This is a genomic window from Stenotrophomonas sp., assembly GCF_059505245.1.
On the sequence record NZ_JCACKF010000021.1, the window covers coordinates 1 to 23,254 of the forward strand.

A 23,254-nucleotide genomic window follows, 5' to 3' on the forward strand; every position below is an offset into this window, starting at 1 on the left:
GCCTGTGGGGGTGGGCCGGGGCGGGCTGCCCGGTCCCCGGCCGGGTGGCGGGGCCCCAGCCCCATCGGCGGGGTTCCGGGGGTGGCCTGCCCCCCCGGGCCCATCGACTCCCCCATGGATCAGCGCAGGCGCAACGCTCTTCACGACCAACCCCAAAAAACAAGAAGAGCGCGAGATCTCGAGGATCTCGCGCCCGGTTGGGGCCGGCGGGGGAGAGAGGACCCGCCGGCCCCGTTCCTGCGGGGGAACGTGCTTACTTCAGGTTCTGCGACCAGTAGGTCTCGATCTGGCGGACCAGGCTGTCCGGCAGCGGCACGTAGTCCAGCTGGCGGGCCTGGGCGTCGCCGCTCTTGTAGACCCAGCGGAAGAACTCCTGGGTGGCCTTGCCGTTGGCAGCGTTCTTCGGCTTCTTGTGCACCAGGATGAAGTTGGTGGCGGTGATCGGCCAGGACTCGGCGCCCGGGGCGTTGGTCATCACCAGGTAGAAGTCCTTGGCGCTGGCCCAGTCGGCGCTGGCGGCAGCGGCGGCGAACGATGCATCGCTCGGCTGCACGAACCTGCCGGCAGCGTTCTTCATCGCCGTGTACGACAGCTTGTTCTGCAGTGCGTAGGACAGTTCGACGTAGCCGATGCCGCCCTTGATCTGCTTCACGTAGGCAGCAACGCCTTCGTTGCCCTTGCCGCCGATGCCGGCCGGCCACTGGACCGAGGTGCCTTCACCGACCGAGCTCTTCCACTCCGGGCTGACCTTGGACAGGTAGTTGACGAAGTTGAAGGTGGTGCCCGAACCATCCGAGCGGTGCACGACGGTGATCTTGGCGCTCGGCAGGGTCACGCCCGGGTTCAGCGCGGCGATGGCCGGGTCGTTCCAGGTCTTGATCTTGCCCAGGAAGATGTTGGCCAGCACGGTGCCGTCCAGCTTGAGTGCGCCCGGGCCAATGCCGGCCACGTTGACCACCGGCACCACGCCGCCGATCACCGACGGGAACTGGGCCAGGCCCGAGGCGGCCAGTTCTTCCGGCTTCAGCGGTGCATCGGAAGAGCCGAAATCAACGGTCTTGGCCTTGATCTGCGCAATGCCGCCGCCGGAACCGATCGACTGGTAGTTGACCTTGTTGCTGGTGGCAGCGTTGTAGTCGGCCGACCACTTCGACATCACCGGGTAGATGAACGAGGCGCCCGCGCCGGTGATTTCAGCGGCGTTGGCGGCGAACACGGACGACGCTGCGAAGACGGCAACGGCAACGCGCGACTTGAAGGCGTGGATCACGGGGTGGCTCCTGGGTTGATTGGAATGCGGGGTTACCCGCCCGGCGCACATTCCATAACGGTTCGATGACAGCGCGGGGACCGTTGTATGACGCATCCGTTACAGCGCTGGCTGACGCTTGCGCAGCGCGGGCCGTGAAGGTTTCGCGCAGCGGCTGAGGCGGTCGTGCGGGCACAAGGGAGGTGCGCCGGCGCCGGTTGCGGTCACCTTGCATAGGTGGCCGATGAGGTGACGGCTGCCTCCCTTCGCGCGGTCTGCGCCTGGCGTTGCGCAGGGATTCCGCGTCATCCGCGCGAAGCCGGGCGGTGCGGACCAGGGTGACCCGGCGGCTTGCCCGCGTGTCGGTGCCGATACAGCACGCCATGGGGCGCAAGGGATCGATAAGCATGTGCGCGCAAATGAGTCGTACGCATGACCGCACGAAGAAATCTGTGGTTGGTGCTCAATCTGTCATTCGGCTGTCATGGTTTTAACGGAACGTTCGCAAAACGCTTGACCGGCCTGCCGGCGTGGCGTTCTGCCCAAGCCATTCCAACCCTCTGGAGAAATCCAAAATGCGTTCCCATTTGCTCGCCGCCGCGGTCGTTGCAAGCCTCGGTCTGGTTTCCGCCGACGCCTTCGCAGCCCCCGCCAGCTCGGGCGTGTCCCAGGCACAGTTGCAGCAGCTGCAGGCACAGATCGCTGCGCTGCAGGCCCAGGTCCAGCAGTTGCAGAACGATTCGCAGGCGCTGCAGGCGCAGTCCGACGCGCAGTCCGAAGTGAACATCACCCAGGCGCAGGCCCTGGAAGGTGCGCAGAAGACCCAGACCAGCGTCGACAAGCTGGCCAAGCTGGTCAATGACAACAAGATTGGCGGTCGCATGTTCTTCGACCTGACCAACATCGACAAGACCAGCAACGGCAAGGACACCGCCGCCAGCGGCACCGGCCTGGACGTCAAGCGCTTCTACCTGACCGTCGACCACAAGTTCAACGACATCTGGTCGGCCAACCTGACCACCGACTTCCAGTACAGCTCGGCCATCGGCAACACCGAACTGTTCGTCAAGAAGGCCTACGTGCAGGGCAGCTTCGACCCGGCCTTCAACCTGCGCGTCGGTGCCGCCGACATGCCGTGGATCCCGTACGTCGAGAAGTTCTACGGCATGCGCTATGTCGAGAACACCCTGACCGACCGCCTGAAGTACGGCAACTCGTCCGACTGGGGCCTGCATGGCTTCGGCAACCTGGGCAACAACTTCAACTACGCCGTCTCGGTCGTGTCCGGCGCCGGCTACAAGAACCCGACCCGCAGCAAGGGCATGGACGTGGAAGGCCGCGTGGCCTACACCCCGAACGAGAACTTCGTGGTCGCCGTCGGCGGCTACAGCGGCAAGCTGGGCAAGGAAACCGACATCCAGAGCGCCGAGAACACCTACACCCGCGCCAACGCGATGGTGGCCTACGCCGACAGCAACTTCCGCGTCGGCGGCGAGTACTTCCAGGCCAAGAACCTCAACAACGTGCTGACCGTTGCCACCGACAAGACCAGTGGCTGGTCGGTGTGGGGCAGCGTGCGCGTGACCGACGGCGGCATCAACGTGTTCGGTCGTTACGATGACACCGACGTCAGCAAGACCCTGGACCCGACCCTGAGCGACAAGTACTGGAACGTCGGCGTCGAGTTCCCGGTCATGAAGAACCTCAAGCTGTCGACCGTGTACAAGTACACGCACCTGGCCAACGCCAGCGACAAGAAGAACGACAAGACCAAGGAATTCGGCGTCTGGGGCGACCTGTCGTTCTGATCTCCTGAAGCACCCTTGTCCATACACGCGGACGGCGGGCCTGGTGCCCGCCGTCTTCGTTTCGTCACAACACGATCCGCGTCACGTCTCGGCTGTGGTCTTTTCCTTGAACCGGCACAGGTCGGCGATCACGCAGCCCGGGCAATCCGGCTTGCGCGCCTTGCACACGTAGCGGCCATGCAGGATCAGCCAATGGTGCGCGTCGAGCAGGAACTCGGCCGGAATCACCTTCACCAGCGTGTCCTCCACTTCGCGCACGTTCTTGCCGGGGGCCAGGCCGGTACGGTTGGAGACGCGGAAGATATGCGTATCCACCGCCATCACCGGCTCGCCGAAGGCGGTGTTGAGCACCACGTTGGCGGTCTTGCGGCCCACACCGGGCAGCGCTTCCAGCGCTTCGCGGTCGCGCGGCACTTCGCCGCCGTACTTCTGCAGCAGGATCGCGCAGGTGGCGATCACGTTCTTCGCCTTGGCGTTGAACAGCCCGATGGTGGCGATGTACGGCTTCAGGCCATCCTCACCGAGCGCGAGGATCTTCGCCGGCGTGTTGGCGACCGGGAACAGGCGGCGGGTGGCCTTGTTGACGCCGACGTCGGTGGCCTGGGCGGACAGCGCCACGGCCACCAGCAGTTCGAACGGCGAGCTGTACTCAAGCTCGGTCTTCGGGTGCGGATTGAGCTCGCGCAGGCGGGTGAACATTTCCACCACGTCGGCGCGCGGCATGCGGCCGCCGCGCCGCGCCGGTGCGTGGGCAGTCTTCTTCGCGGTGGCCATTACGGCTCCTTGCCGGTGACGCGGGCCTTGGCCCGGGCGAGAATCGCGGCCGCCGCGGCGGGCAGGGGGGGCTTCACGTCCGGTGCCGGGGGCGGGGTGCGACGTGCATCGCGCTCGGCTTCGCGGCGGGCCAGGCGCACCGCGCGGGCGCGATAGCGTTCGCGTGCGGCCCAGGCCGTACGCAGTTGCTGCTGCGCCTGCTGCAGCCGCTGCGGAAGGTCCGGGTGGCCAGGCAGCAGCTGTTCGTCGCCGGCACGGGCGACGTAGTCCATCAGCCCCGCCTGCAGGGCGCCATCGAGATCGCCTGCCTGGACCCGGGCGAACAGCTGCGCGGGGTTGGGTCGGGATGCCATGGCGTCAGCGGTTCTGGAAGGCCGGCGGGCGGCGCTGCAGGAAGGCATTGGTGCCTTCACGCATGTCCTCGGTGGCGAACAGCAGGCCGAACTGCGCACTTTCGTATTCCAGCCCGGCCTCCAGGCTGCATTCGCCGCCCACGTGCACCGCGTCGAGCAGGCCACGCAGGGCCAGCGGTGCTGAGCGTGCCAGCTGGCGGGCGACGTCCTGCACGCGGTTGTCCAGCGCGTCGGCCGGCACGACTTCGTTGACGATGCCCAGTTCCAGCGCACGCGCGGCGTTGATCGGCGCCCCCAGCAGGCACAGCTCCAGGGTGGCGGCGCGGCCACACAGGCGCAGCAGGCGCTGGCTGCCGCCGAAGCCGGGAATCAGGCCGAGATTGATTTCCGGTTGGCCGACCTTGGCGGTATCGGCGGCGATGCGCAGGTGGCACGCCATCGCCAACTCAAGCCCGCCGCCCAGCGCGAAACCGTTCACGCGTGCGATGACCGGCTTGGGCATGCGTTCGATCTGGCGCATCAGGGCCTGGCCCAGCAGCGAGAAATCACGTCCCTGAACGGCGCTGAGGGTGTTCATTTCCGCGATGTCGGCACCGGCTACGAAGGCCTTCGGGCCCGCCCCGGTCAACACCACCACGCGCACCTCCGGATCGGCAGCGGCGTCCCTGAAGGCATCGGCCAGCGCCTGCAGGGTCGCGGCGTTCAGGGCATTGAGCTTGTCCGGGCGCTGGACGGTCACGGTGCGGATGGCGCCTTCGTCGGCAACAGCGATCAGGGCATCGGCCACGGGGAAACTCCTGGAACGTTAAAAAAAAGTGATATTGAACTCTGCAAACGCAGACGGGTCATAGCCTGCATCGTGAGTAGCGGTTACACGTTGCGCCCGTTATCCTAACCCGTCGCCTCAGGGCGGCGAAGAACGTCCCTGAGTTACCACCCCTGGAGAACTGTTTGATGAAGTTGCGTTCTATCGCGGTCGCCGTCGCGGCCCTGGCCCTGACGGGCAATGCCTTCGCCCAGGACGTCTCGTCCGAGAAGGGCAAGCTGAGTTATTACTTCGGTTACGACTACGGCAACAACCTGGCGGAGCTGACCGGTCGCGGTGAGCAGCTGGACATCAACTCGGTGGTGAAGGGCCTGCAGGATGCCTACGCCAAGAAGCAGCCGGCGATCACCGCCGAGCAGCTGAAGCCGGCCGTTGAAGCGTTCCAGAAGCGCGAGCAGGGCCGTGCCCAGGCTGCCAAGGCCGAGTACGAAAAGGCGGCTGCCGAAAACAAGACCAAGAGCGATCAGTTCATCGCGGCGAACAAGGCCAAGGCCGGCGTGCAGTCCCTGCCGAGCGGCGTCCAGTACCGCGTGATCGAAGCCGGCAAGGGCGCCAAGCCGACCCAGGCCAGCACCGTGCAGCTGGAAGTGGCCGGTCCGTTCCCGTACGGCCAGCGCCCGACCGAAGCCCGCCCGGCCCAGCAGATCCCGTCGATCAAGGTCAGCGAAGTTGAAATGAAGGCCATGCGCGAGACCCTGCTGCAGATGCCGGCCGGCTCGAAGTGGGAAGTCACCCTGCCGCCGGACCAGGCCTACGGTGCCGACCCGCGCACCCCGTTCCCGCCGAACGTGGCTGTGCAGTTCGAGATCAAGCTGGTCAGCGTCAAGTAAATCGAAACAGCAAACGAAACGCGCCGGTGATCCCACCGGCGCGTTTCTGTTTGTGCAGCCCCTGGCGGTGAAACGCCCGCGCTGCGCGCGAGCGTCGACTGACAGTCGACTCTACCGTTGGGCCGGGCCACCCGCGCAAATTCAGCCCGATCGCGCTACTGTTGCCGGGTGCAAACAATGGAAGAAACGGCGCGTGTTGTCGCAAGTCCCTGCATCGGAGTGTGCACGCTGGATCCGCACCGGCAATGCACCGGCTGCGCGCGGCATATCGATGAGATCGCGCGGTGGTCGTCGATGAGCAACGAGGAACGCAGCCGCATCCTGCACCGCGTGCAGCCCCTGCGCGAACAACTGCAGCAATCGCTGCGTGGCTCGCTGGCCGACCACGAGCGACTGATGCGCGCGCTGCACCCCTTGGCCCAACCGCCGGCCGGCGACGGCTGGAACCGCAGTGAGCTGATCGACCTGCTGCCGCCCGGGCCTCCGGTGGAGGCTGCGGTGCTGGCCGGCATCGTCCCGCGCGCCAACGGCGCACAGGTGATCCTGACCCGCCGCACCGAAACCCTGCGCACGCACGGGGGCCAGGTCGGATTCCCCGGCGGCCGCACCGAACCCGATGACCGCGACGCATTGGCGGCCGCGCTGCGCGAGAGCCAGGAAGAAATCGCATTGGCGCCCGGCCAGGTGCAGGCGCTGGGGTATCTCGATCCCTTCGTCACCATCACCGGCTACCGGGTCACGCCGGTGGTGGCGGTGGTCGACCCGGATTTCGTGCCGGTGCCGCAGCCCAGCGAAGTGGCCGAAGTGTTCGAGGTGCCGCTGGATTATCTGATGGCGCCCGACAGCCTGCGCCAGGTCGAAATCACTCATCGCGGCCGGGTCCGCCACGTCCTGGAGTATGGCTGGCCGGGCCAGCGCATCTGGGGCGCGACCGCCGCCATTCTCTACAACCTGCGTCGTCGCCTGGAGCAAGTGCAATGAAGCCGATCGATCCGCCGTGGACCACCCTGGTCGATGTCACCACCCTTGCCGCTGCGCTGGGCGCAGGCGTGCGCGTCGTCGACGCGCGTGCCACCGCCAGCACCGCCGTGCGCGTGGTCGATGCGCGTGCTTCGCTGGCCGATCCGCAGGCGGCGGGCGGCCAGTATCTGGCAGGGCACATACCGACTGCGGTGCATGCCGATCTCAACCGTGATCTGTCGGATCTGACCCGAAGCGGCCATGGCCGGCACCCGCTGCCGGACAGCGATGCGTTCGCCGCGAAGCTCGGTACGTGGGGCATCGGTCCCGAAACCCAGGTGGTGGTCTACGACGGCAGCGACGGCAGCATGGCCGCCTCGCGCCTGTGGTGGCTGCTGCGGCTGATCGGGCACACCCGGGTGGCCGTGCTCGACGGCGGTATTGCCGCCTGGCAGGCCGCCGGTCACGCGCTGGCGAGCGGGCCGACTGAAGTGACGGCGTTACCTGCCTACCCGGGCCGTTTCGACACCACCCAGATCGCCAACGCCGATGAAATCAGCGCACGGCTGAAGCACGCGCCGGGCTGGTTGGTCGACGCGCGCGCGGGTGAGCGCTTCCGCGGTGACGTCGAGCCGCTGGACCCGGTCGCCGGCCACGTGCCGGGCGCGGTCAACCGCCCGTTCGCCTTGAACGTACTCGATGGCCACCTGCGCGACCCACAGGCGCTGCGCGCCGAACTGCAGGGCGTGATCGGCAACCGCGATCCGCAGCAGGTGGTGCTGATGTGCGGCTCCGGCGTGACCGCCTGCCATCTGCTGCTGGCGATGGAAACGGCGGGCCTGTCCGGCGCGCGCATCTACGCCGACTCCTGGAGCGGGTGGGTCAGCGACAGCAGCCGCCCGGTGGCGACCGGCGCCTGAGCCGCGCGGGGTCGGATCCGTTTTCCAACGGAGAACGGTTCTGACCCCATCAACCGAAAATCGGGTCAGAGCCCGTTGCGTAGCAACGGGATCCGACCCCGTGTCGATTCGAAGGATCGCGGAGAACTGTCGAAGGCGGGGTGGGGCCGGTTGCGGGGGCGTGAGCCGCATGGATGCGGCGACCGAGCTTACATGGACGTACTTGCAGCGGCCCCCGCAACCGGAGCCCCCCGCCATCCCTCGGAATGCCAACTCTTGACGTTGCCGTTGCCTCTGCGGGTGCAGGGCGCAGCCCTGCCGCTTACCCAACCGGCTGCAACGGCACCTTCGCCAGCACCCGCGCCCACGGGAACAGCGGCCCCGGATCGCGCTTGCGCGCCACCGTCAACGTCGCATCGTCGCTGGCCGGCACCCGTTCCAGGTCCAGCTGGTCATGCCCGGCAATCCGTCGCAGCGACGGGTAGTGCGCCACCAGCGCCAGCAGCAGCTGTTCCAGCGCCTGCAGCTGTGCCTCGGTGTAGGCCTCGTCCATCGCCTGGTGGCGGCTGTCGAACCAGTCCGGATAGCGCCCGGTATTGACCAGCTCGATGCCCAGCGTATGCGCGTTCATGCCGCGCACGTGGTGGGCCACGCGTTCCGGTGCCACGTACTGCACCACGCTGCCATCGCGGTCGATGTAGAAGTGCCCGCTGTTGCCGGCACCGCTGTCGTACAGCACACGCTCGCCGTACTCGCGGGCCATCGCCAGATCGGGCAGTTCGGTGCAGTGGATCACCACCATCTCCAGCGTGGCCGGGTCGCGCAGCGGCAGACGGTCTTCGTAGGGCAGGGGCTGCAGCTGCAGGCCGGGCAGGAGCGGGTTGGGCATCCGGCGATGCTAGCATTGCGGCATGAACCTGCCTTCTCTTTCCTCGTTGGCCCGCTCGCACGGAGCACGTGCATGAGCCGCGGCCACTGCATCCTGTCGCATGGCTTCGAGAGCGGCCCGGAAGCGACCAAGGTCACCGCGCTGGCCGACGTGGCGCAGCGCCTGGGCTGGACCCATGAGCGCCCGGACTACACCGACCTGGACGCGATGAGCGAGGTCAGCCGGGTAGGCGACGTGCCGACCCGCCTGCGCCGCCTGGTCGAGCGCGCCGCCATCGCGGCCCGGCAGGGGCCGGTGGTGCTGGCCGGTTCCAGCCTGGGCGCCTACATCTCCGCCATCGCCTCGTTGCAGGTACCGGTGGCCGGCCTGTTCCTGATGGTGCCGCCGACCACGATGGGCCCGATGCCGGCGCTGGACGCCGCCGCCGTGCCGACCACCGTGGTCCAGGCCTGGCATGACGACGTGGTGCCAGCAGCGGGAGTGATCGCGTGGGCGCAGGCGCGCTCGGCGCAGCTGCTGCTGGTCGACGACGGCCACCGCCTCGAGCGCCACGTGGAGGCTTCCGCGCAGGCCTTCGAACGCTTGCTGCGGCAACTGTGAAGCCCGGGCGCACGGCGCGCCCGCCCACATTGACTACAATGGCAGCCCCGCCGCCCCCGGCGCGGGCCTGCCGGCCGTGCCTACGGCCCTCCTTTCCGACCGGCCCGGCCCCTGTGCCGCGCCCGACCACCTGCGAACCGATCCCGTGAAATTCTTCGTCTCCTGCGCCAAGGGCCTGGAATACCTGCTTGCCGATGAACTGTCGGCCCTGGGCCTTGGCAAGGCCACTGCCACCATTGCCGGCGTCAACGCCGAGGGCGAACTGGCGCAGGCGCTGCGGATCGTGATGTGGTCGCGCCTGGCCAGCCGCGTGCTGTGGCCCATCGACGAGTTCGAGTGCCCGGATGAGCAGGCCCTGTATGACGGCGTGCGTGCGCTGCCGTGGCACGAGCACATCACGCCGGAGATGACCCTGGCGGTGGACGCGCACGTGTCCGGCGACAAGATCACCCACGCCCGCTTCGCCGCGCAGCGGATCAAGGACGCCATCGTCGACCGCATGCGCGATGAAGGCCTGGAACGCCCCTCGGTCAACACCGATCTGCCCGACGTGCGCGTCAACCTGTCGCTGCGCAAGGGCCGTGCCTCGTTGTCGATCGATCTCGGCGGCGGCCCGCTGCATCGCCGTGGCTGGCGTGGTGCTGCCCACGAGGCACCGCTGAAGGAAAACCTGGCCGCCGCGCTGCTGCTGCGCGCGCAATGGCCGCGCCTGCACGCTGCCGGTGGTGGCCTGCTGGATCCGATGTGCGGCAGCGGTACCCTGCTGATCGAAGGTGCGCTGATGGCCGCCGACGTCGCTCCCGGCCTGATGCGGCATGGCAGCCTGCCGCCGAGCCGCTGGCTGGGCTTCGACAAGGCCGCCTGGAAGTCCATCCAGAGCGAAGCACGTGAGCGTGAAGCGGCCGGCCTGGCCGCGCTGAAGCCAGTCATCCACGGCAGCGACATCGATCCGACCGCGATCCAGGCGGCACGCGAGAACGCCGAGGTCGCGGGCGTCGCCCACGCGATCCGCTTCACCCGCGCCGACGTGGCCGACCTGGCCGCGCCGGAACAGGAGATCGGTGCGGTGGTCTGCAACCCGCCGTACGACGAACGCCTGGCCGCCGATCCGGCGCTGTACCGCGCGCTGGGCAACGCCCTGCAGAAGGCGGTGCCGCAGTGGCGCGCCAGCCTGCTGTGCGGCAACGACGAACTGGCCTTCGCCACCGGCCTGCGCGCCGGCAAGAAGTACCAGATGTTCAATGGTGCGCTGGAGTGTGCGCTGATCGTCTGCGACCCGATCGCCGTGCCGGGCCGTGATCCGGCACAGCCGCGCGAGCTGAGCGAAGGCGCGCAGATGGTGGCCAACCGCCTGCGCAAGAACCTGAAGAAGTTCAAGAGCTGGCGTGCCCGCGAAGACATCACCTGCTTCCGCGCCTATGACGCCGACCTGCCGGAGTACGCGGCCGCCATCGACGTCTACGAGGAAGACGGCGGCAAGCGCCGTACCTTCCTGCACGTGCAGGAATACGCCGCACCGGCTGCCATTCCCGAGAACGACGTGCGCCGCCGCCGCAACGAGCTGCTGGCCGCTGCGCGCGAAGTGTTCGGCGTGCCGCCCGAGCAGGTCTCGATGAAGTCGCGCGAGCGCGGCAAGGGCGGCAGCAAGTACGGCCGCTTCGAGCAGCGTGACGAATTCATCGTGGTGCGCGAGAACAATGCACTGCTGCAGGTGAATCTGTTCGACTACCTGGACACCGGCCTGTTCCTCGACCACCGCCCGCTGCGCCGGATGATGGCCGAGCAGGTACGTGGCAAGCGCTTCCTCAACCTGTTCTGCTACACCGGCGTGGCCAGCGTGCAGGCGGCGGTGGCCGGTGCCGCCAGCACCACCAGCGTCGATCTGTCGGCGACCTACCTGCAGTGGTGCTACGACAACCTGGCGTTGAACGGGCAGGGCGGCAACCAGCACCTGCTGGTGCAGGCCGACGCGATGGCGTGGCTGGAGGGCGACCGTGGCCAGTACGACGTGATCTTCTGTGACCCGCCGACCTTCTCCAACTCCGCGCGCGCCGATGACTTCGACGTGCAGCGCGAGCAGATCAAGCTGCTGCGTGCAGCCGTGGCGCGGCTGTCGCCGGGCGGCGTGCTGTACTTCTCCAACAATTTCCGCCGCTTCAAGCTGGAAGAGAACGCCATCGCCGAATTCGCCCAGTGCCGCGAGATCACCGCGCGCACCATCGGCCCGGACTTCGAGCGCAACGCGCGCATCCACCGCGCGTGGGAATTGAAGCGGTTGGGGTAACGCGACGCCCGGGCTCGGATCCCCTGCGCGAAGCGCAGGGGCTCTGACCCCATCCGGATCTACGCACCAGGGGTCAGAGCCCTTGCGCTTCGCGAAAGGGATCCGACCCCGGTGGCCCGGCTACAGCACCGCCACCACCAGCCCCAGCACCGGCAGCACGATCGCCAACGCCGCGATCCACTTCGGCCGGTACGGGTACAGCCCGAACGACAGCGCCAGACCGCCCAGTGTCATCGTGCCCAGCCACAGCACCGGGCCCATCGCCCAGCCGTGGTCGATCACGCACAGCGCGAACGCCACCGTCAGCAGGGCCCAGCCCAGCACGCGCCACTGGGTGCGCCGTGCGGGCGTGGCTGCGGCGCTGCCGTGCAGGTCGTGCTGGTGCTTTTCCATCGCCAGCGACAACGCGGTGAACGCGGAGAACGACAGGGCCAGTGCCAGCAGCATCATGCGCTGGCCTCCGCTTCGGCGGTTTCCGCAGCGTCCACCGGGGCCCTGGGTGCTGCTGCGGCGGCGGCGCGCTTCTTCTTCTCGGCCGCGCTCAGCGGTGGCGTCCAGCGCTGCATGCGCCAGCCGCACAGCGCCAGCATCGCACCGAACGCGATCATCGACAGATCGACGCCAGCCAGTACCCAGTCACCGCTGCGCAATGTGATGCCAAGATGCGCGTGCGTGGTCAGCGCGTTGACCACCGGTACCAGCGCGAACGCAGCCGCACCCAGGTACAGCTGCCACGCCCACATCATCCGCTTCGGCCAGATGAAGGCGGCCAGCAGCGCGCCGCCCCAGGCGTAGAAGAACACGTTGGCCTCCGCACTCGCGCGCTCGGCGATGTCCAGCGGCAGCAGGCGGTTGCCCCAGAAGTAGGCCGCGAAAGCGATCGGCAGGCCGGCCACGGTGCCGATGTTCAGCGCATCGACCAGGCGCAGGCCGAAGCCGGTGCGCCCACTCTTGGCATGCTTCGGCCGTTCCTTCACCGCCCACAGCACCACGCCGCTGGCCACCATCAGGCAGCCGACCAGGCCGGACAGGAAGAACAGTGCACGCAGGCCCCAATCGGCGAAGCGCGCCAGGTGCAGGCCGTACAGCACGCCACGGGTGGCGGTAGCGCCGCCGGATGGAGGCGTCTCTTCCAGCAACGTGCCGTTGACCATGTTGTAGCGAACGGCGGGAGTGTCGGTGGACAGGCGCTTGCCGTCGCGTTGGCGGATGTCGATCACCGCATTGGCCGCCCCCGGGTTGGACACGGTGAAGCCGGCCACTTCCACACCGTGCCAGTGCGCACGTGCGCTGTCCAGCAGCTGCGCGATCGGCAGCGGCGTGGCGCGTCCTTCGGCCGGCGCGGTCACCTCCGGCATGCCGCCGAAGGCTTCGCTGAAGAACTTGTCTTCGTCCTGCGGGTAGGCGACTTTCACCCCCCACGGCAGGTACATGATCATCAGGGTGACGATGCCGGTGTAGGTGATCATCGCGTGGTAGGGCAGGGCCATCACCGCGCTGACGTTGTGGAAATCAAGCCAGGAACGCAGGCCCTTGTCCTTGCGGAAGGTGAAGAAGTCCTTGAAGATTTTCTTGTGGGTGATGACGCCGGTGATGATCGCCACCAGCATGAACATCGCGCAGAAGCCGACCAGGTAGCGCGCCCACAGCACCGGGATGTAGTGCAGGTCGAAATGCAGGCGGTAGAAGAAATCACCGCCCCGCGTTTCGCGTGCCTTCAGTGCCTGGCCGGTATTCGGGTCCAGCGTGGCTTCGCCGAAGCCACCGCGACGGCCGCGACTGGGATCGGCCAGCTCCGGTGGCAACCGCCAGAACATCTGCATGGCCGGGTTGCGCGGCTGCGGCAGGGTGACGAACCAGTTCCCGGCCTGCGCCGCATTGGCCTGCAGGTAATCCACGGCGCGCTGCGCGGCGACATCGATGCTGACCTGGCTGGACGGAAGTTCCGGTCGCATCCAGCGGCTGATTTCCTCGCGATAGTAGCTGGCGGTGCCCGCCATGAAGATCAGCAGCAGCAACCAGCCGACCAGCAGGCCGGTCCAGGTGTGCAGCCAGGCCATCGATTGGCGGAACCCGTTCTTCATGCCCAGGCCCCCAGCAGGCGCGCAATGGTGGCCATCAGCAGCGCGGGCGCGAGGATGCCCACCCAGGCGCGCAGCGCGCTGCGGGTCGCGAACGCCCACAGCGCTGCGCACGCGGCCACCAGGATGGCCAGCAGCATGCCGGTCAGCACGGTCTGGCCGCGCGCACCGGGCAGCGCCACCGCGCAGAACACGCTGGTGGCCGAAGCCAGCGCGTAGCCGCCGAAGATCGCGGCCAGCGAGCGTGACAGCACGCCCCAGCGTGGATTGGAGAAGAAGGTGCGGGGGCTGGCGGTTGCGGGCGAGCGGTCCACGGCGTTCCTGCAGGTAGGGGAGGGGATGGAACGCGTCCGCGGCCCCCTTGCGCCCTGCGCATGTCGCCCAGCGTGTCCCATCGACGAAGCACTGCCCGCGCAGGCGGGCAATCCAGAGGTCGGGGATGTACACGGGCGATGGGCGCGTCTTCCGCGCCCGCTTGGCTAAGCGTACAAACCGATCAGTAAATGATAGGCATTCGCATTTTATGAATCAAGCATGATGATCCGGGGGCGCACCGAGGCCTAGAACCTGAACACCACTGTCGCCGCATGCAGCAACAGGCCGATCAGCCCACCCACCAGCGTGCCGTTGAAGCGGATGAACTGCAGGTCGCGGCCCACGCTCAGTTCCAGCTGTTCGACCAGATGCCGCTCGTCCCAGCCCTTCACGGTCTGCGCGATATGCGTGGTCACACCCTCGCGCAGACGGCCGGTCAGGCGTTGCGCACCTTCCAGCAGGTGCTGGTTGAGGGCCTCGCGCAGGGCCGGGTCGGCCTGCAGGCTGGCGCCCAGTGAGGCGAGGCTGCGCTGCAGGTGTCCGACCAGCGCCGAGTCCTCGCGCTGCAGGTCGTCACGCAGGCTGGCGTGGATGCGCGCCCACAGCCCTTGCACATAGTCCTGCAGGGCGGGGTGGTCGATCATTTCCTGCTTGAGCTGTTCGATGCGCTCGGCCAGGGCCGGGTCCTCGCGCAGGCGCTGCACGTAGTTCTGCAGCCAGGTCTCGTAGTCCTGGCGCAGCGGATGCTGCGGCTCGGCCAGTACCTGCTGCAGTTCTTCCAGCACCGCCCGCGCCAGGCGCTCGGCCAGGCTGTCGCCGATCTCATCGATCGGCTTCACCCAGTTCACCGTGCTCGACAGCGTCGGCCATTCGCGCTGGATGTAGCGCACGATCAGCTGCGAGGCGCGTTCCTTCACTTCTGGCTGTTCCAGCCAGCGGCCGAGCCGCTGCAGGCCCTCGTCCAGCACGCGCTGGTGGCGCCCGTCGGCGGTCAGCAGGGCCAGCAGCTCACCGGCGGTGGCGGCGGCATTCCACTGCCGCAGCTGCTGCACCACGAACGCATGCAGCTGCCGGCGCACCGCTGTCTCGTCGAAGAAGTCCAGTGCCTGCAGGGCCCAGCCGCGTGCCATGTCGGCCAGCATCCGCGAGCGCGCCGGGTCTGCCAGCCAACTGCCGAGGCGGCTGGCCGGATCGAACACCTGCAGCTTGGCCAGCAGCACCTGCGGTTCCAGGAACTGGTCACGCACGAACAGGGCGAGGCTGTCGCCGATGCGTTCCTTGCTGCGCGGGATGATCGCAGTGTGCGGAATCGGCAGGCCCATCGGGCGCCGGAACAGCGCGACGACGGCGAACCAGTCGGCCAGTGCGCCCACGGCTGCGGCCTCGCAGAACGCCGAGACCCACGCCCAGATACCGCGTTCGCCCTGCCAGTGGCTGACCGCGAATCCGGCCAGCATCAACAGCAGCAGGCCCAGTGCGAGGGCTTTCAGGCGTCGCAGCTGAGCGCGGCGCGGATCGTGGGCAGGCGTCATGCCGGAAGTCTAACCGGCACGGCATGAGCATCTGGTAGTGCCGGCCGCTGGCCGGCATCCGCTACGCACGCGGAACGTTCATGGGGTTGCCGGCCAGCGGCCGGCACTACCCGCTGGTTCAGAGCGCTTCCAGTTGCTTGCGCAACGCAGCCAGCTGCGCGCGCAGGGTGTCGTTCTCGCGGGTCAGCGCGACGACGCGGCGGCGCAGTGCCGGGGCATCCTCGCCCAGTTGTTCCAGCGCCGACAGCACCTCGGCGTCGCGGCTGGCGATCTGCTCCTCGTCCGGTTCCTCGAAGTCCATCTCGGCCGCTTCCGGCTTCGGTGCGCGCGGCTTGCGCTTGGACTCGCGCACGCGCTTGGCGGCCTGCTTCAGCTCGTCCTTGCCACCGGCGGCGGCGGCGCGCTGCTCTTCTTCCGGCAGGTCGGCCACGGCTGCGGCGGCGCTGATCGAGATCACGCCGGCCTTGACCGCTTCCACCACCTCGGCGGCGGCCTGGGCGTGGATGCGCTCGATCATGCCGACCTGGCTGGTGCTCAGCTTGGCTTCGCGCGCCAGCTCGGCGCGGCTGATCTTCGGTGCCGGTTCCCACGGCGGGCTGTCTTCACTGGTCTCATCGGCGACGTCGGCGGTGCCATCGCTCTCGCGCTGCAGCTGCGCCTGCTCGACCTGCTTGCGGGCGGCCAGGATGTCGCGCTTGCGCAGCGCCAGCACGCCGCGCTGGAAGTCGGACACGCTGCGGCGGCCCAGATGCTGTTCGATCATCCACAGGTGCACGTCTTCCATGCTCTGGAAGCGGGTGTTCTGCACGGTATTGAAGGGCAGGCCATGCTTCTGGCAGATGCCGAAACGGTTATGGCCATCGACCAGTACATTCCCCCACAACACCAGCGCATCGCGGCAGCCTTCGGCCAGGATGCTGCGCTCCAGCGCGTCATGTTCGTCCGCGGTCAGCGGGTCGATGTAGGCCTTGAGTTCTTCTTTGACGACGATATCCATGGGCACGGCAGCGAGCAGGAGCGGAACCGCCCATTGTACCCGCTCGCCACCACCGGCCCGGGCTCAGGCGGTGGCCCGGATCATCTCGCCCAGGGTGCCGGTGATCTGGTCGATCTGCGCCTTGTCCACGATCAGCGGCGGCGACAGCGCGATGATGTCGCCGGTGCAGCGCACCAGCAGTCGGCCGTCGTGGAAGCAGCGCCGGTAGACCTCGTAGCCCCGGCTGCCCGGCGCATCGCGGCGAGGCGCCAGCTCAACCGCGCCGACCAGGCCGAAGTTGCGGATGTCGATCACGTTGGGCAGGCCCTGCAGCGCATGCAGTCGTTCCTGCCAGTATTCGCCCAGCTCGATGGCGCGCTCGAACAGACGCTCCTCGGCATAGACCTCCAGCGTCGCCAGCGCCGCGGCGCAGGCCAGCGGGTGCCCCGAACAGGTATAGCCATGGAAAAGCTCGATGGCCTGTGGCGGTGCCTGCATCAGGGTTGCATGCACGGCGTCGCTGGCCAGCACACCACCCAGCGGTACCGCGCCGTTGCTGACCGCCTTGGCGAAGGTCAGCAGGTCCGGGGTGACCCCGAAGCGCTGCGCGGCGAAGGGCATCCCAACCCGGCCGAAACCGGTGATGACCTCGTCGAACACCAGCAGGATGCCGTGCTGGTCGCACAGTTCGCGCAGGCGCTGCAGGTAACCCGGTGCGGGCAGGATCACCCCGGCTGAGCCGGCAATGGGTTCAACGAATACGGCGGCAATCGTCGAGGCATCATGCAGCGCGATCAGCCGTTCCAGGTCATCGGCCAGCTCCGCGCCCTGGCGCGGCAGGCCCCTGCTGAACGCATTGCGCGGAAGGTCCAGGGTGTGGCGCAGGTAGTCGACGCCGCCCAGCTGCAGGCCGAACGGCTTGCGGTTGTTGGGCAGCCCGCCCAGCGCCATGCCGCCGAAACCCACCCCGTGGTAGGCCTTCTCGCGGCTGATGAAGCGCGTGCGCTGGCCCTCGCCGCGCTGGCGGTGGTAGGCCAGCACGATCTTCATCGCGGTATCCACCGCCTCGGAACCGGAGCTGGTGAAGAACACATGGTTGAGCGGGCCCGGCGCCAGTGCGGCCAGCCGCTGCGCCAGGGCGAAGGCCGGCGGCGAGCCCATCTGGAAGGCCGGCGAATAGTCGAGCGTGCGCGCCTGCTCGACGATGGCCTCGACGATGCGCGGCCGTGCATGGCCCGCGTTGCAGCACCAGAGGCCGGCGGTGCCATCGAGGATCTGGCGGCCGTCGACATCCTCGTAGTGCATGTCCTCGGCACGCACCAGCACACGCGGCGCAGCCTTGAACTGGCGGTTGGCGGTGAACGGCATCCAGTACGCCTCCAATGACTCCGGGCGTTGGGTGGCCAGATCGTGCAGGTCGCTCGCGGAACGCTTCATGCCAGCTCCATCGGGTCCGATGGGGGAAATGTAGCGCAGCCACGTCACGGTGGAGTCGCGGCCGCGCCGGTATAACCGGGGAAACTGTTCCGAGGAGCCCGACATGGCCGACTTTCCCGACCGCAGCCACTGGCAGGCGCTGGCCCAGCAGCTTTCGATACCCGGACAGGCCTTTGTCGAGGGTCGTTACACCGACGCTGCCAGCGGCGCGCGCTTCGACTGCATCAGCCCGATTGATGGTCGCGTGCTGGGGGTGGTCGCCGACTGCGATGCACAGGACGTGGAGCGCGCAGTGGGCGCGGCGCGGCGTGCCTTCGATGCGGGCCACTGGTCACAGGCCAGCCCGGCCCATCGCAAGCGCGTGCTGCTGGCGTTGGCGGCGTTGGTGGAAAAACACGCGGACGAGCTGGCCCTGCTGGAAACCCTGGACATGGGCAAGCCGGTGCGTGATGCGCGTCGTATCGACCTGCCCGGCGCGGTGCGCTGCCTGCGCTGGACGGCCGAAGCGGTGGACAAGCTGTACGGTGAGGTCGCGCCCACCGGCCCGCATGAGCTGGGCCTGGTCACGCGCGAGCCCGCCGGCGTGGTGGCGGCGATCGTGCCGTGGAATTTCCCGTTGCTGATGGCGTGCTGGAAGATCGCGCCTGCATTGGCCATGGGCAACTCGGTGGTGCTCAAGCCTTCCGAGCGCTCGCCCCTGAGTGCGTTGCGGCTGGCGGCGCTGGCCACCGAAGCGGGCCTGCCGGAGGGCGTGCTGAACGTGCTGCCGGGCCACGGTGCGCGCGTCGGTGAGCCGTTGGCCCTGCACATGGATGTGGACGTGCTGGCGTTCACCGGCTCCACGGCCACCGGCGCGCGGCTGCTGCAGTATTCAGGGCGGTCCAACCTCAAGCGGGTCTGGCTGGAGTGTGGTGGCAAGAGCCCGCACGTGGTGTTTGCCGATGCCCCCGATCTGGATGCCGCTGCGAAGGCGGTGGCACGGGGCATCTTCTTCAACCAGGGCGAGGTCTGTACTGCCGGGTCACGGCTGCTGGTGCAGCGCTCGATCCGCGAGGATTTCGTGCACCAGGTGGTTGCCTACGGCCAGCACATGCAGCCGCGCCACCCGCTTGACGCCGACGCACCGATGGGCGCGCTGGTGGATGCCGCGCATCTGGACAAGGTGATGGGGGATATCGTGCGTGCCGAAAGCGAGGGCGCCCGCCTGCTGCTGGGCGGTCATCGCGCCGATGTCGAGGCGGGCGGTTGTTATGTGCAGCCCACGGTATTCGATCAAGTGAGCCCCGACCAGGCATTGGCGCGCGAGGAAGTATTCGGGCCGGTGCTGGCGGTGCTCGGCTTTGACGACGAAGCCGAAGCGGTGCGCCTGGCCAATGACAGCCGCTACGGCCTCGCCGCTGGCCTGTGGACGCGCGATCTGGGCCGCGCCCATCGCGTCGCACGCCAGCTGCGCGCCGGCAGCGTCTGGGTGAACGGCTGGGATGGCGGTGACATGACCGCCCCGTTCGGTGGCTACAAGCAGTCCGGCAATGGGCGCGACAAATCGCTGCATGCGTTCGACAAGTACAGCGAGATCAAGGCCACCTGGATCCAGCTGTAACAGCGCCGGGGCTTGCGCCCACATGTAGAGCCGAGCCGATGCTCGGCTGCATTTCGTGGAATGTGGTCGAGCAGGGGCGAGGACCTGCAGAACAATGGCGCCTGGCACCCTTATTGGCATCGGTGTCGGCTGAAACCATCGTCCCGTGCGGCCACCGGCCCGTGGCAGAATCGGGCGATCCGCCGTTACCCGTGTTGCCGATGTCGACGATCACCGCTGCCGCACCGCCCGTGAACTCTCCCCGCCGCGTCCTGTTGGCCAGCCTGATCGGCACCACCATCGAATTCTTCGATTTCTACATCTACGCCACGGCCGCGGTGCTGGTGTTCCCGCACCTGTTCTTCCCGGACAGCAGCGAACAGGCGGCGCTGTTGCAGTCACTGGCGACCTTCGCGGTGGCGTTCATCGCACGGCCGGTCGGCTCGGCGGTGTTCGGCCATTTCGGCGACCGCATCGGCCGCAAGGCCACCCTGGTCGCCGCGTTGCTGACCATGGGCCTGTCTACGGTGCTGATCGGTCTGCTGCCGACCCACGCGCAGATTGGCCTGTGGGCGCCCGCGCTGCTGGCGCTGTGCCGCTTCGGCCAGGGCCTGGGGCTGGGCGGCGAGTGGGGTGGGGCGGTGCTGCTGGCCACCGAGAACGCGCCGCCGGGCAAGCGCGCCTGGTACGGCATGTTCCCGCAGCTGGGCGCGCCGATCGGTTTCCTGTTGTCGGCGGGCATTTTCCTGGCGCTCGGCCGCTGCCTGAGCCAGGACGACTTCCTGCAGTGGGGCTGGCGTATTCCGTTCGTGGCCAGCGCGCTGCTGGTCGGCCTGGGCCTGTGGGTGCGCCTGAACATCCATGAGACGCCCGACTTCAAGCAGGCACTGGAGCGCAAGGCGCCGGTGCGGCTGCCGATGTGGACGGTGCTGCGTGACCATCCGGTGGCGATGCTGCTGGGCACGCTGGGGGCGTTCGCCACCTTCGTGCTGTTCTACCTGATGACCGTGTTCAGCCTCGGCCATGGCACCGCCGTGCTGGGCTACAGCCGCGAGCAGTTCCTGCTGATGCAGATGGCCGGCATGCTGTTCTTCGCGCTGGGCATCCCGTTGTCGGCGCGCTATGGCGACCGCTGGGGCACGCGTCGCACGATGATCGTGGCCAGCGTGCTGATCATCGGCTTCGGCGTGCTGTTCGCTCCGCTGTTCCAGCCGCACAGTCCCTGGCTGGTCACGGCGTTCCTGTGCCTGGGCCTGTTCCTGATGGGGCTGACCTACGGCCCCTGCGGCACCTTCCTGGCCGAGATCTACCCGGTGGAAGTGCGCTACACCGGCGCCTCGCTGTCATTCAACCTGGCCGGCATTCTGGGTGCGGCGCCGGCGCCGTACCTGGCCACCTGGCTGGCCGAACGCTTCGGCCTGGTCGCGGTCGGCTACTACCTGTGCCTGACTGCGGCAGCGACCCTGTGCGCGCTGGTGGCCCTGCACCGGCGCGCGCTGCGGCTCAGCCAAAGAAGCGCTTGAGCGTGCGCCCCAGCCAACCGCCGCCCTGGTGTTCGCGGGCGAACTGGTTCAAGTGCGCCTTGACCTGTTCGGCGTAGGCCTGGTCATCGCCGCGGATGTGGTTGAACAACCAGCGCGAGAGCATGGTGCGTAGTTCATCGCTGATGTCCTCGCCGGCCTGGAAGCGCATGCGGTACTCCGATACCCGCTTGATGAAGACTTCATGCACGCGCTTGTGCGCGGCACAGAACGGATAGCCCGCTTCCTCCATCAGTTCTTCCTCGAACGCGAAGTGCGACATGGTGTAGTCCACCACTTCGTCGATCACCTCGCCCACTGCCGCACGCTGCATGCTGGCCTGGGCCACGTGCAAATGGTTGAGCATCTCGATGATGCGGCGGTGTTGTTGGTCGATCACATCGATGCCGATGTTCAGATCGTCCTGCCAGACCAGTAGTGCCATCCCCGGCTCCCCTTCATGCGTATGTCGGGGCTGACTGTAGAGCTGCCGCGCTGGCGCGGCGTTGATCTGGATCAAGGCTGCCTGGTCAGGTCAGCGCGGGCTCGCGCGGGCGCAGCGGGCTGGCCACCGTGGTGCAGCTGACCCGGTTGCGGCCGCCGGCCTTGGCCAGGTACAGCTGGCGGTCGGCTTCGGAGATCAGCCGATGCAGTGCATCGCGCTGCGGGCGCAGGCAGCACAGGCCGATGCTCACCGTCATGCGCAGGCTGGCGGTGCCGATGTCCACTTCCAGCGCGGCGATGCGCTGGCGCAGTTCCTCGAAGTACAGCAGGGCCTCGTCCTGCTCCATGTCCGGCACCAGCAGGCAGAACTCCTCGCCGCCGAAGCGGGCGGTCAGGTCGTGGCTGCGGGCATGCGCGGCCACCGCACCGGCCACCGCGCGCAGCGCGTCATCGCCGGCTTCGTGACCGTAGGTGTCGTTGATGTGCTTGAAGTGGTCGATGTCGATCATTGCCACCGCCACGCACTGGCCATGCAGCTGCAGTTGCGGCAGCTGGCGCTGGCTCTGTTCCAGGAAGCAGCGACGGTTGGGCAGGCCGGTGAGGAAGTCGCGGGTGGCCAGGTCCTGCAGCGTGCCGATCAGCTCCAGCTGATCCACGTTCTGCGAGACCCGGCAGAAGAACTCCTCGCGCGAGAACGGCTTGCGCAGGAAGTCGTTGGCGCCGTTCTTCAGGAAGCGCGGGATCAGCGAGGCATCGGCATTGCCGGAAATGCCGATCACCGCCACCTTGTCGCGCGAGCGCAGGGTGCGCAGGCGGCGGGTGAACTCCACGCCCTGCATGCCCGGCATTTCCTGGTCGACCACGGCCAGGCGGATCGCAGGATGCGCGTCGATCGCGGCCAGGCCCTCGTTGCCGTCAGCGGCCTCGTGCACCTCGTGGCCATACATGCGCAGCAGGGCGGCGGCATAGCCGCGCGCGGACGGCGAGTCGTCCACCACCAGTGCCGCAATGCGCCGGTTGCGCTCCAGGCGCTGCACCAGCCACACCAGGTAGTCGATGCTGCCCGGCGTGTTCTTCAGCACGTAGTCGATGATCTGCTGCTGCAGTACGCGCTTGCGCAGATCCTCGTCGTAGACGCTGCTGACCACCACGGTGGGCAGGCCGCGCCTGAGGAAGAACTCGACCACCGCGTCGCGGTCGCCGTCGGCCAGCACCAGCCCGGTCAGTACCAGGAACCAGCCCCCATCCTCGCTCAGCAGGCGATCGGCCTCGGCCAGGGTGGAAGCGATCACCACCGGCAGTTCCAGGCGCTGCTCGATGGCCTCGCGCAGCATGCCGGTGAACGCACGGGAGTTTTCGACCAGCAGGATCCGTTGCGGCAGCGGATCGGCCAGGTCGCCATCGACGGCGGCCTGCGGCAGGACGGGCATGATGCGGTGGCTCACGAGGGAGGGACTCGGCACGGATAGCGGCGGTTTCGGGTGCAACTTTAGCCGGAGCAGCGTGCCCTGCGCGTCGTTCACCGATCAGGCAGGCGATGCGAATGCCGCCGCTGTACCCGCAAGCGATTCGTGCAGGACGAGCCGGAGCCGGTTGCCACGGCAATGCACCGTGCCGCCGTAGGCCATTATCCGGCCGGCCAGACGCTCGATGGCCTGCTGAACGGTCCGGTTCGACAGCGTGCGACCGCGGTCAAGCAGGCCAACGACCACCACGATGCCGCGCCGGTCGCCCGCCTGGCCGCTCCGGGCGCGCACGCTGACCTGTCCCGACTCCAGTTCCAGCAGCAGCGACACCGCCTCGATCAGCGAGCGATAGATGGCGAGCTGCAGGTCGACAGTCAGCAGGCAGGGGTTGCCCTCCAGCCGGGGTATGCAAGCGGAGCTGATGTGTTGTGG

General features: G+C 68.0%; 21 protein-coding genes and 1 pseudogene. 8 read left to right on the plus strand and 14 right to left on the minus strand.

Annotated features, from left to right (window positions below):
* Positions 1-253: 253 nt before the first annotated feature.
* Positions 254-1,270, minus strand: coding sequence for a phosphate ABC transporter substrate-binding protein PstS (pstS, locus tag AC5JLE_RS09075; RefSeq protein WP_049405778.1), 1,017 nt, complete (start codon positions 1,268-1,270; stop codon positions 254-256).
* A 554-nt stretch (positions 1,271-1,824) separates the two neighbouring features.
* Between pstS and AC5JLE_RS09080 the strand changes: the two genes are divergently transcribed.
* Positions 1,825-3,057 (plus strand): porin, encoded by a 1,233-nt coding sequence (locus tag AC5JLE_RS09080; protein WP_014646541.1) that lies wholly within the window; start codon positions 1,825-1,827, stop codon positions 3,055-3,057.
* An 81-nt stretch (positions 3,058-3,138) separates the two neighbouring features.
* Here the strand turns inward: AC5JLE_RS09080 and nth are convergent, their stop codons facing one another.
* From nth to AC5JLE_RS09095, 3 genes are read right to left on the minus strand one after another with little or no spacing between them, the layout of a single operon-like run.
* Positions 3,139-3,831, minus strand: coding sequence for an endonuclease III (nth, locus tag AC5JLE_RS09085; protein ID WP_197562211.1), 693 nt, complete (start codon positions 3,829-3,831; stop codon positions 3,139-3,141).
* Entirely contained in the window at positions 3,831-4,184 is a 354-nt protein-coding gene (locus AC5JLE_RS09090; RefSeq protein WP_049407490.1) for a hypothetical protein, read from the minus strand. Before AC5JLE_RS09090 ends, nth begins: the two co-directional genes overlap by 1 nt.
* A 4-nt stretch (positions 4,185-4,188) precedes the next feature.
* Complete coding sequence (locus AC5JLE_RS09095) at positions 4,189-4,971, minus strand: enoyl-CoA hydratase-related protein (protein WP_262217275.1); 783 nt, start codon at positions 4,969-4,971, stop codon at positions 4,189-4,191.
* 167 nt (positions 4,972-5,138) lie between these two features.
* Between AC5JLE_RS09095 and AC5JLE_RS09100 the strand changes: the two genes are divergently transcribed.
* From AC5JLE_RS09100 to AC5JLE_RS09110, 3 genes are all read left to right on the plus strand, one after another.
* Positions 5,139-5,840: an FKBP-type peptidyl-prolyl cis-trans isomerase gene (locus AC5JLE_RS09100; protein ID WP_005408797.1), complete on the plus strand. Its 702-nt coding sequence runs from the start codon at positions 5,139-5,141 to the stop codon at positions 5,838-5,840.
* 177 nt (positions 5,841-6,017) lie between these two features.
* The gene (locus AC5JLE_RS09105) at positions 6,018-6,821 is read left to right on the plus strand and encodes a CoA pyrophosphatase (protein WP_053495261.1); all 804 of its coding nucleotides are present in this window, start codon (positions 6,018-6,020) and stop codon (positions 6,819-6,821) included.
* Positions 6,818-7,720 carry a sulfurtransferase gene (locus tag AC5JLE_RS09110; RefSeq protein WP_046429767.1) on the plus strand — a complete coding sequence of 301 codons (903 nt, stop codon included), beginning with the start codon at positions 6,818-6,820 and terminating at the stop codon, positions 7,718-7,720. The genes AC5JLE_RS09105 and AC5JLE_RS09110 overlap by 4 nt, the downstream gene beginning before the upstream one ends.
* A gap of 301 nt (positions 7,721-8,021) precedes the next feature.
* Here the strand turns inward: AC5JLE_RS09110 and AC5JLE_RS09115 are convergent, their stop codons facing one another.
* A complete protein-coding gene (locus AC5JLE_RS09115) occupies positions 8,022-8,588 on the minus strand; it encodes an N-acetylmuramoyl-L-alanine amidase (protein ID WP_053495474.1) in 567 nt (188 codons plus the stop codon).
* A 72-nt stretch (positions 8,589-8,660) separates the two neighbouring features.
* Between AC5JLE_RS09115 and AC5JLE_RS09120 the strand changes: the two genes are divergently transcribed.
* Positions 8,661-9,188 carry an alpha/beta hydrolase gene (locus AC5JLE_RS09120; RefSeq protein WP_032961606.1) on the plus strand — a complete coding sequence of 176 codons (528 nt, stop codon included), beginning with the start codon at positions 8,661-8,663 and terminating at the stop codon, positions 9,186-9,188.
* Between the two features lie 145 nt (positions 9,189-9,333).
* Positions 9,334-11,472: a bifunctional 23S rRNA (guanine(2069)-N(7))-methyltransferase RlmK/23S rRNA (guanine(2445)-N(2))-methyltransferase RlmL gene (gene rlmKL, locus AC5JLE_RS09125; RefSeq protein ID WP_495233353.1), complete on the plus strand. Its 2,139-nt coding sequence runs from the start codon at positions 9,334-9,336 to the stop codon at positions 11,470-11,472.
* A 120-nt stretch (positions 11,473-11,592) separates the two neighbouring features.
* Here the strand turns inward: rlmKL and AC5JLE_RS09130 are convergent, their stop codons facing one another.
* From AC5JLE_RS09130 to aptA, 6 genes are all read right to left on the minus strand, one after another.
* Entirely contained in the window at positions 11,593-11,922 is a 330-nt protein-coding gene (locus AC5JLE_RS09130; protein ID WP_046429772.1) for a DUF3325 domain-containing protein, read from the minus strand.
* Positions 11,919-13,556 carry a PepSY-associated TM helix domain-containing protein gene (locus AC5JLE_RS09135; RefSeq protein WP_032961598.1) on the minus strand — a complete coding sequence of 546 codons (1,638 nt, stop codon included), beginning with the start codon at positions 13,554-13,556 and terminating at the stop codon, positions 11,919-11,921. Before AC5JLE_RS09135 ends, AC5JLE_RS09130 begins: the two co-directional genes overlap by 4 nt.
* Positions 13,553-13,867 (minus strand): DUF3649 domain-containing protein, encoded by a 315-nt coding sequence (locus AC5JLE_RS09140; RefSeq protein ID WP_241884753.1) that lies wholly within the window; start codon positions 13,865-13,867, stop codon positions 13,553-13,555. The genes AC5JLE_RS09135 and AC5JLE_RS09140 overlap by 4 nt, the downstream gene beginning before the upstream one ends.
* 246 nt (positions 13,868-14,113) lie before the next feature.
* A complete protein-coding gene (locus tag AC5JLE_RS09145) occupies positions 14,114-15,400 on the minus strand; it encodes a DUF445 domain-containing protein (protein WP_049405926.1) in 1,287 nt (428 codons plus the stop codon).
* Positions 15,401-15,518: 118 nt separating this feature from the next.
* Positions 15,519-16,397 (minus strand): ParB N-terminal domain-containing protein, encoded by an 879-nt coding sequence (locus tag AC5JLE_RS09150; protein WP_049419089.1) that lies wholly within the window; start codon positions 16,395-16,397, stop codon positions 15,519-15,521.
* Between the two features lie 63 nt (positions 16,398-16,460).
* Positions 16,461-17,813, minus strand: coding sequence for an omega-aminotransferase AptA (aptA, locus tag AC5JLE_RS09155; protein WP_241884754.1), 1,353 nt, complete (start codon positions 17,811-17,813; stop codon positions 16,461-16,463).
* 103 nt (positions 17,814-17,916) lie between these two features.
* Between aptA and AC5JLE_RS09160 the strand changes: the two genes are divergently transcribed.
* Together AC5JLE_RS09160 and AC5JLE_RS09165 are read left to right on the plus strand one after the other, a co-directional pair.
* A complete protein-coding gene (locus tag AC5JLE_RS09160; protein ID WP_241884755.1) occupies positions 17,917-19,413 on the plus strand; it encodes an aldehyde dehydrogenase in 1,497 nt (498 codons plus the stop codon).
* 200 nt (positions 19,414-19,613) lie between these two features.
* Positions 19,614-20,915, plus strand: coding sequence for an MFS transporter (locus AC5JLE_RS09165; protein WP_032961593.1), 1,302 nt, complete (start codon positions 19,614-19,616; stop codon positions 20,913-20,915).
* Here AC5JLE_RS09165 and AC5JLE_RS09170 read toward each other — a convergent pair.
* The 3 genes and pseudogenes from AC5JLE_RS09170 to AC5JLE_RS09180 form a co-directional block, all read right to left on the minus strand.
* A complete protein-coding gene (locus AC5JLE_RS09170) occupies positions 20,896-21,357 on the minus strand; it encodes a bacteriohemerythrin (protein WP_004151683.1) in 462 nt (153 codons plus the stop codon). The two genes, AC5JLE_RS09165 and AC5JLE_RS09170, sit on opposite strands and share 20 nt — an antisense overlap.
* Positions 21,358-21,442: 85 nt before the next feature.
* Positions 21,443-22,786: a diguanylate cyclase gene (locus AC5JLE_RS09175; protein WP_069117316.1), complete on the minus strand. Its 1,344-nt coding sequence runs from the start codon at positions 22,784-22,786 to the stop codon at positions 21,443-21,445.
* Positions 22,787-22,882: 96 nt separating this feature from the next.
* Positions 22,883-23,227 (minus strand): annotated as a pseudogene (locus tag AC5JLE_RS09180) (MASE1 domain-containing protein); the annotation flags it as partial.
* Positions 23,228-23,254: the final 27 nt, after the last annotated feature.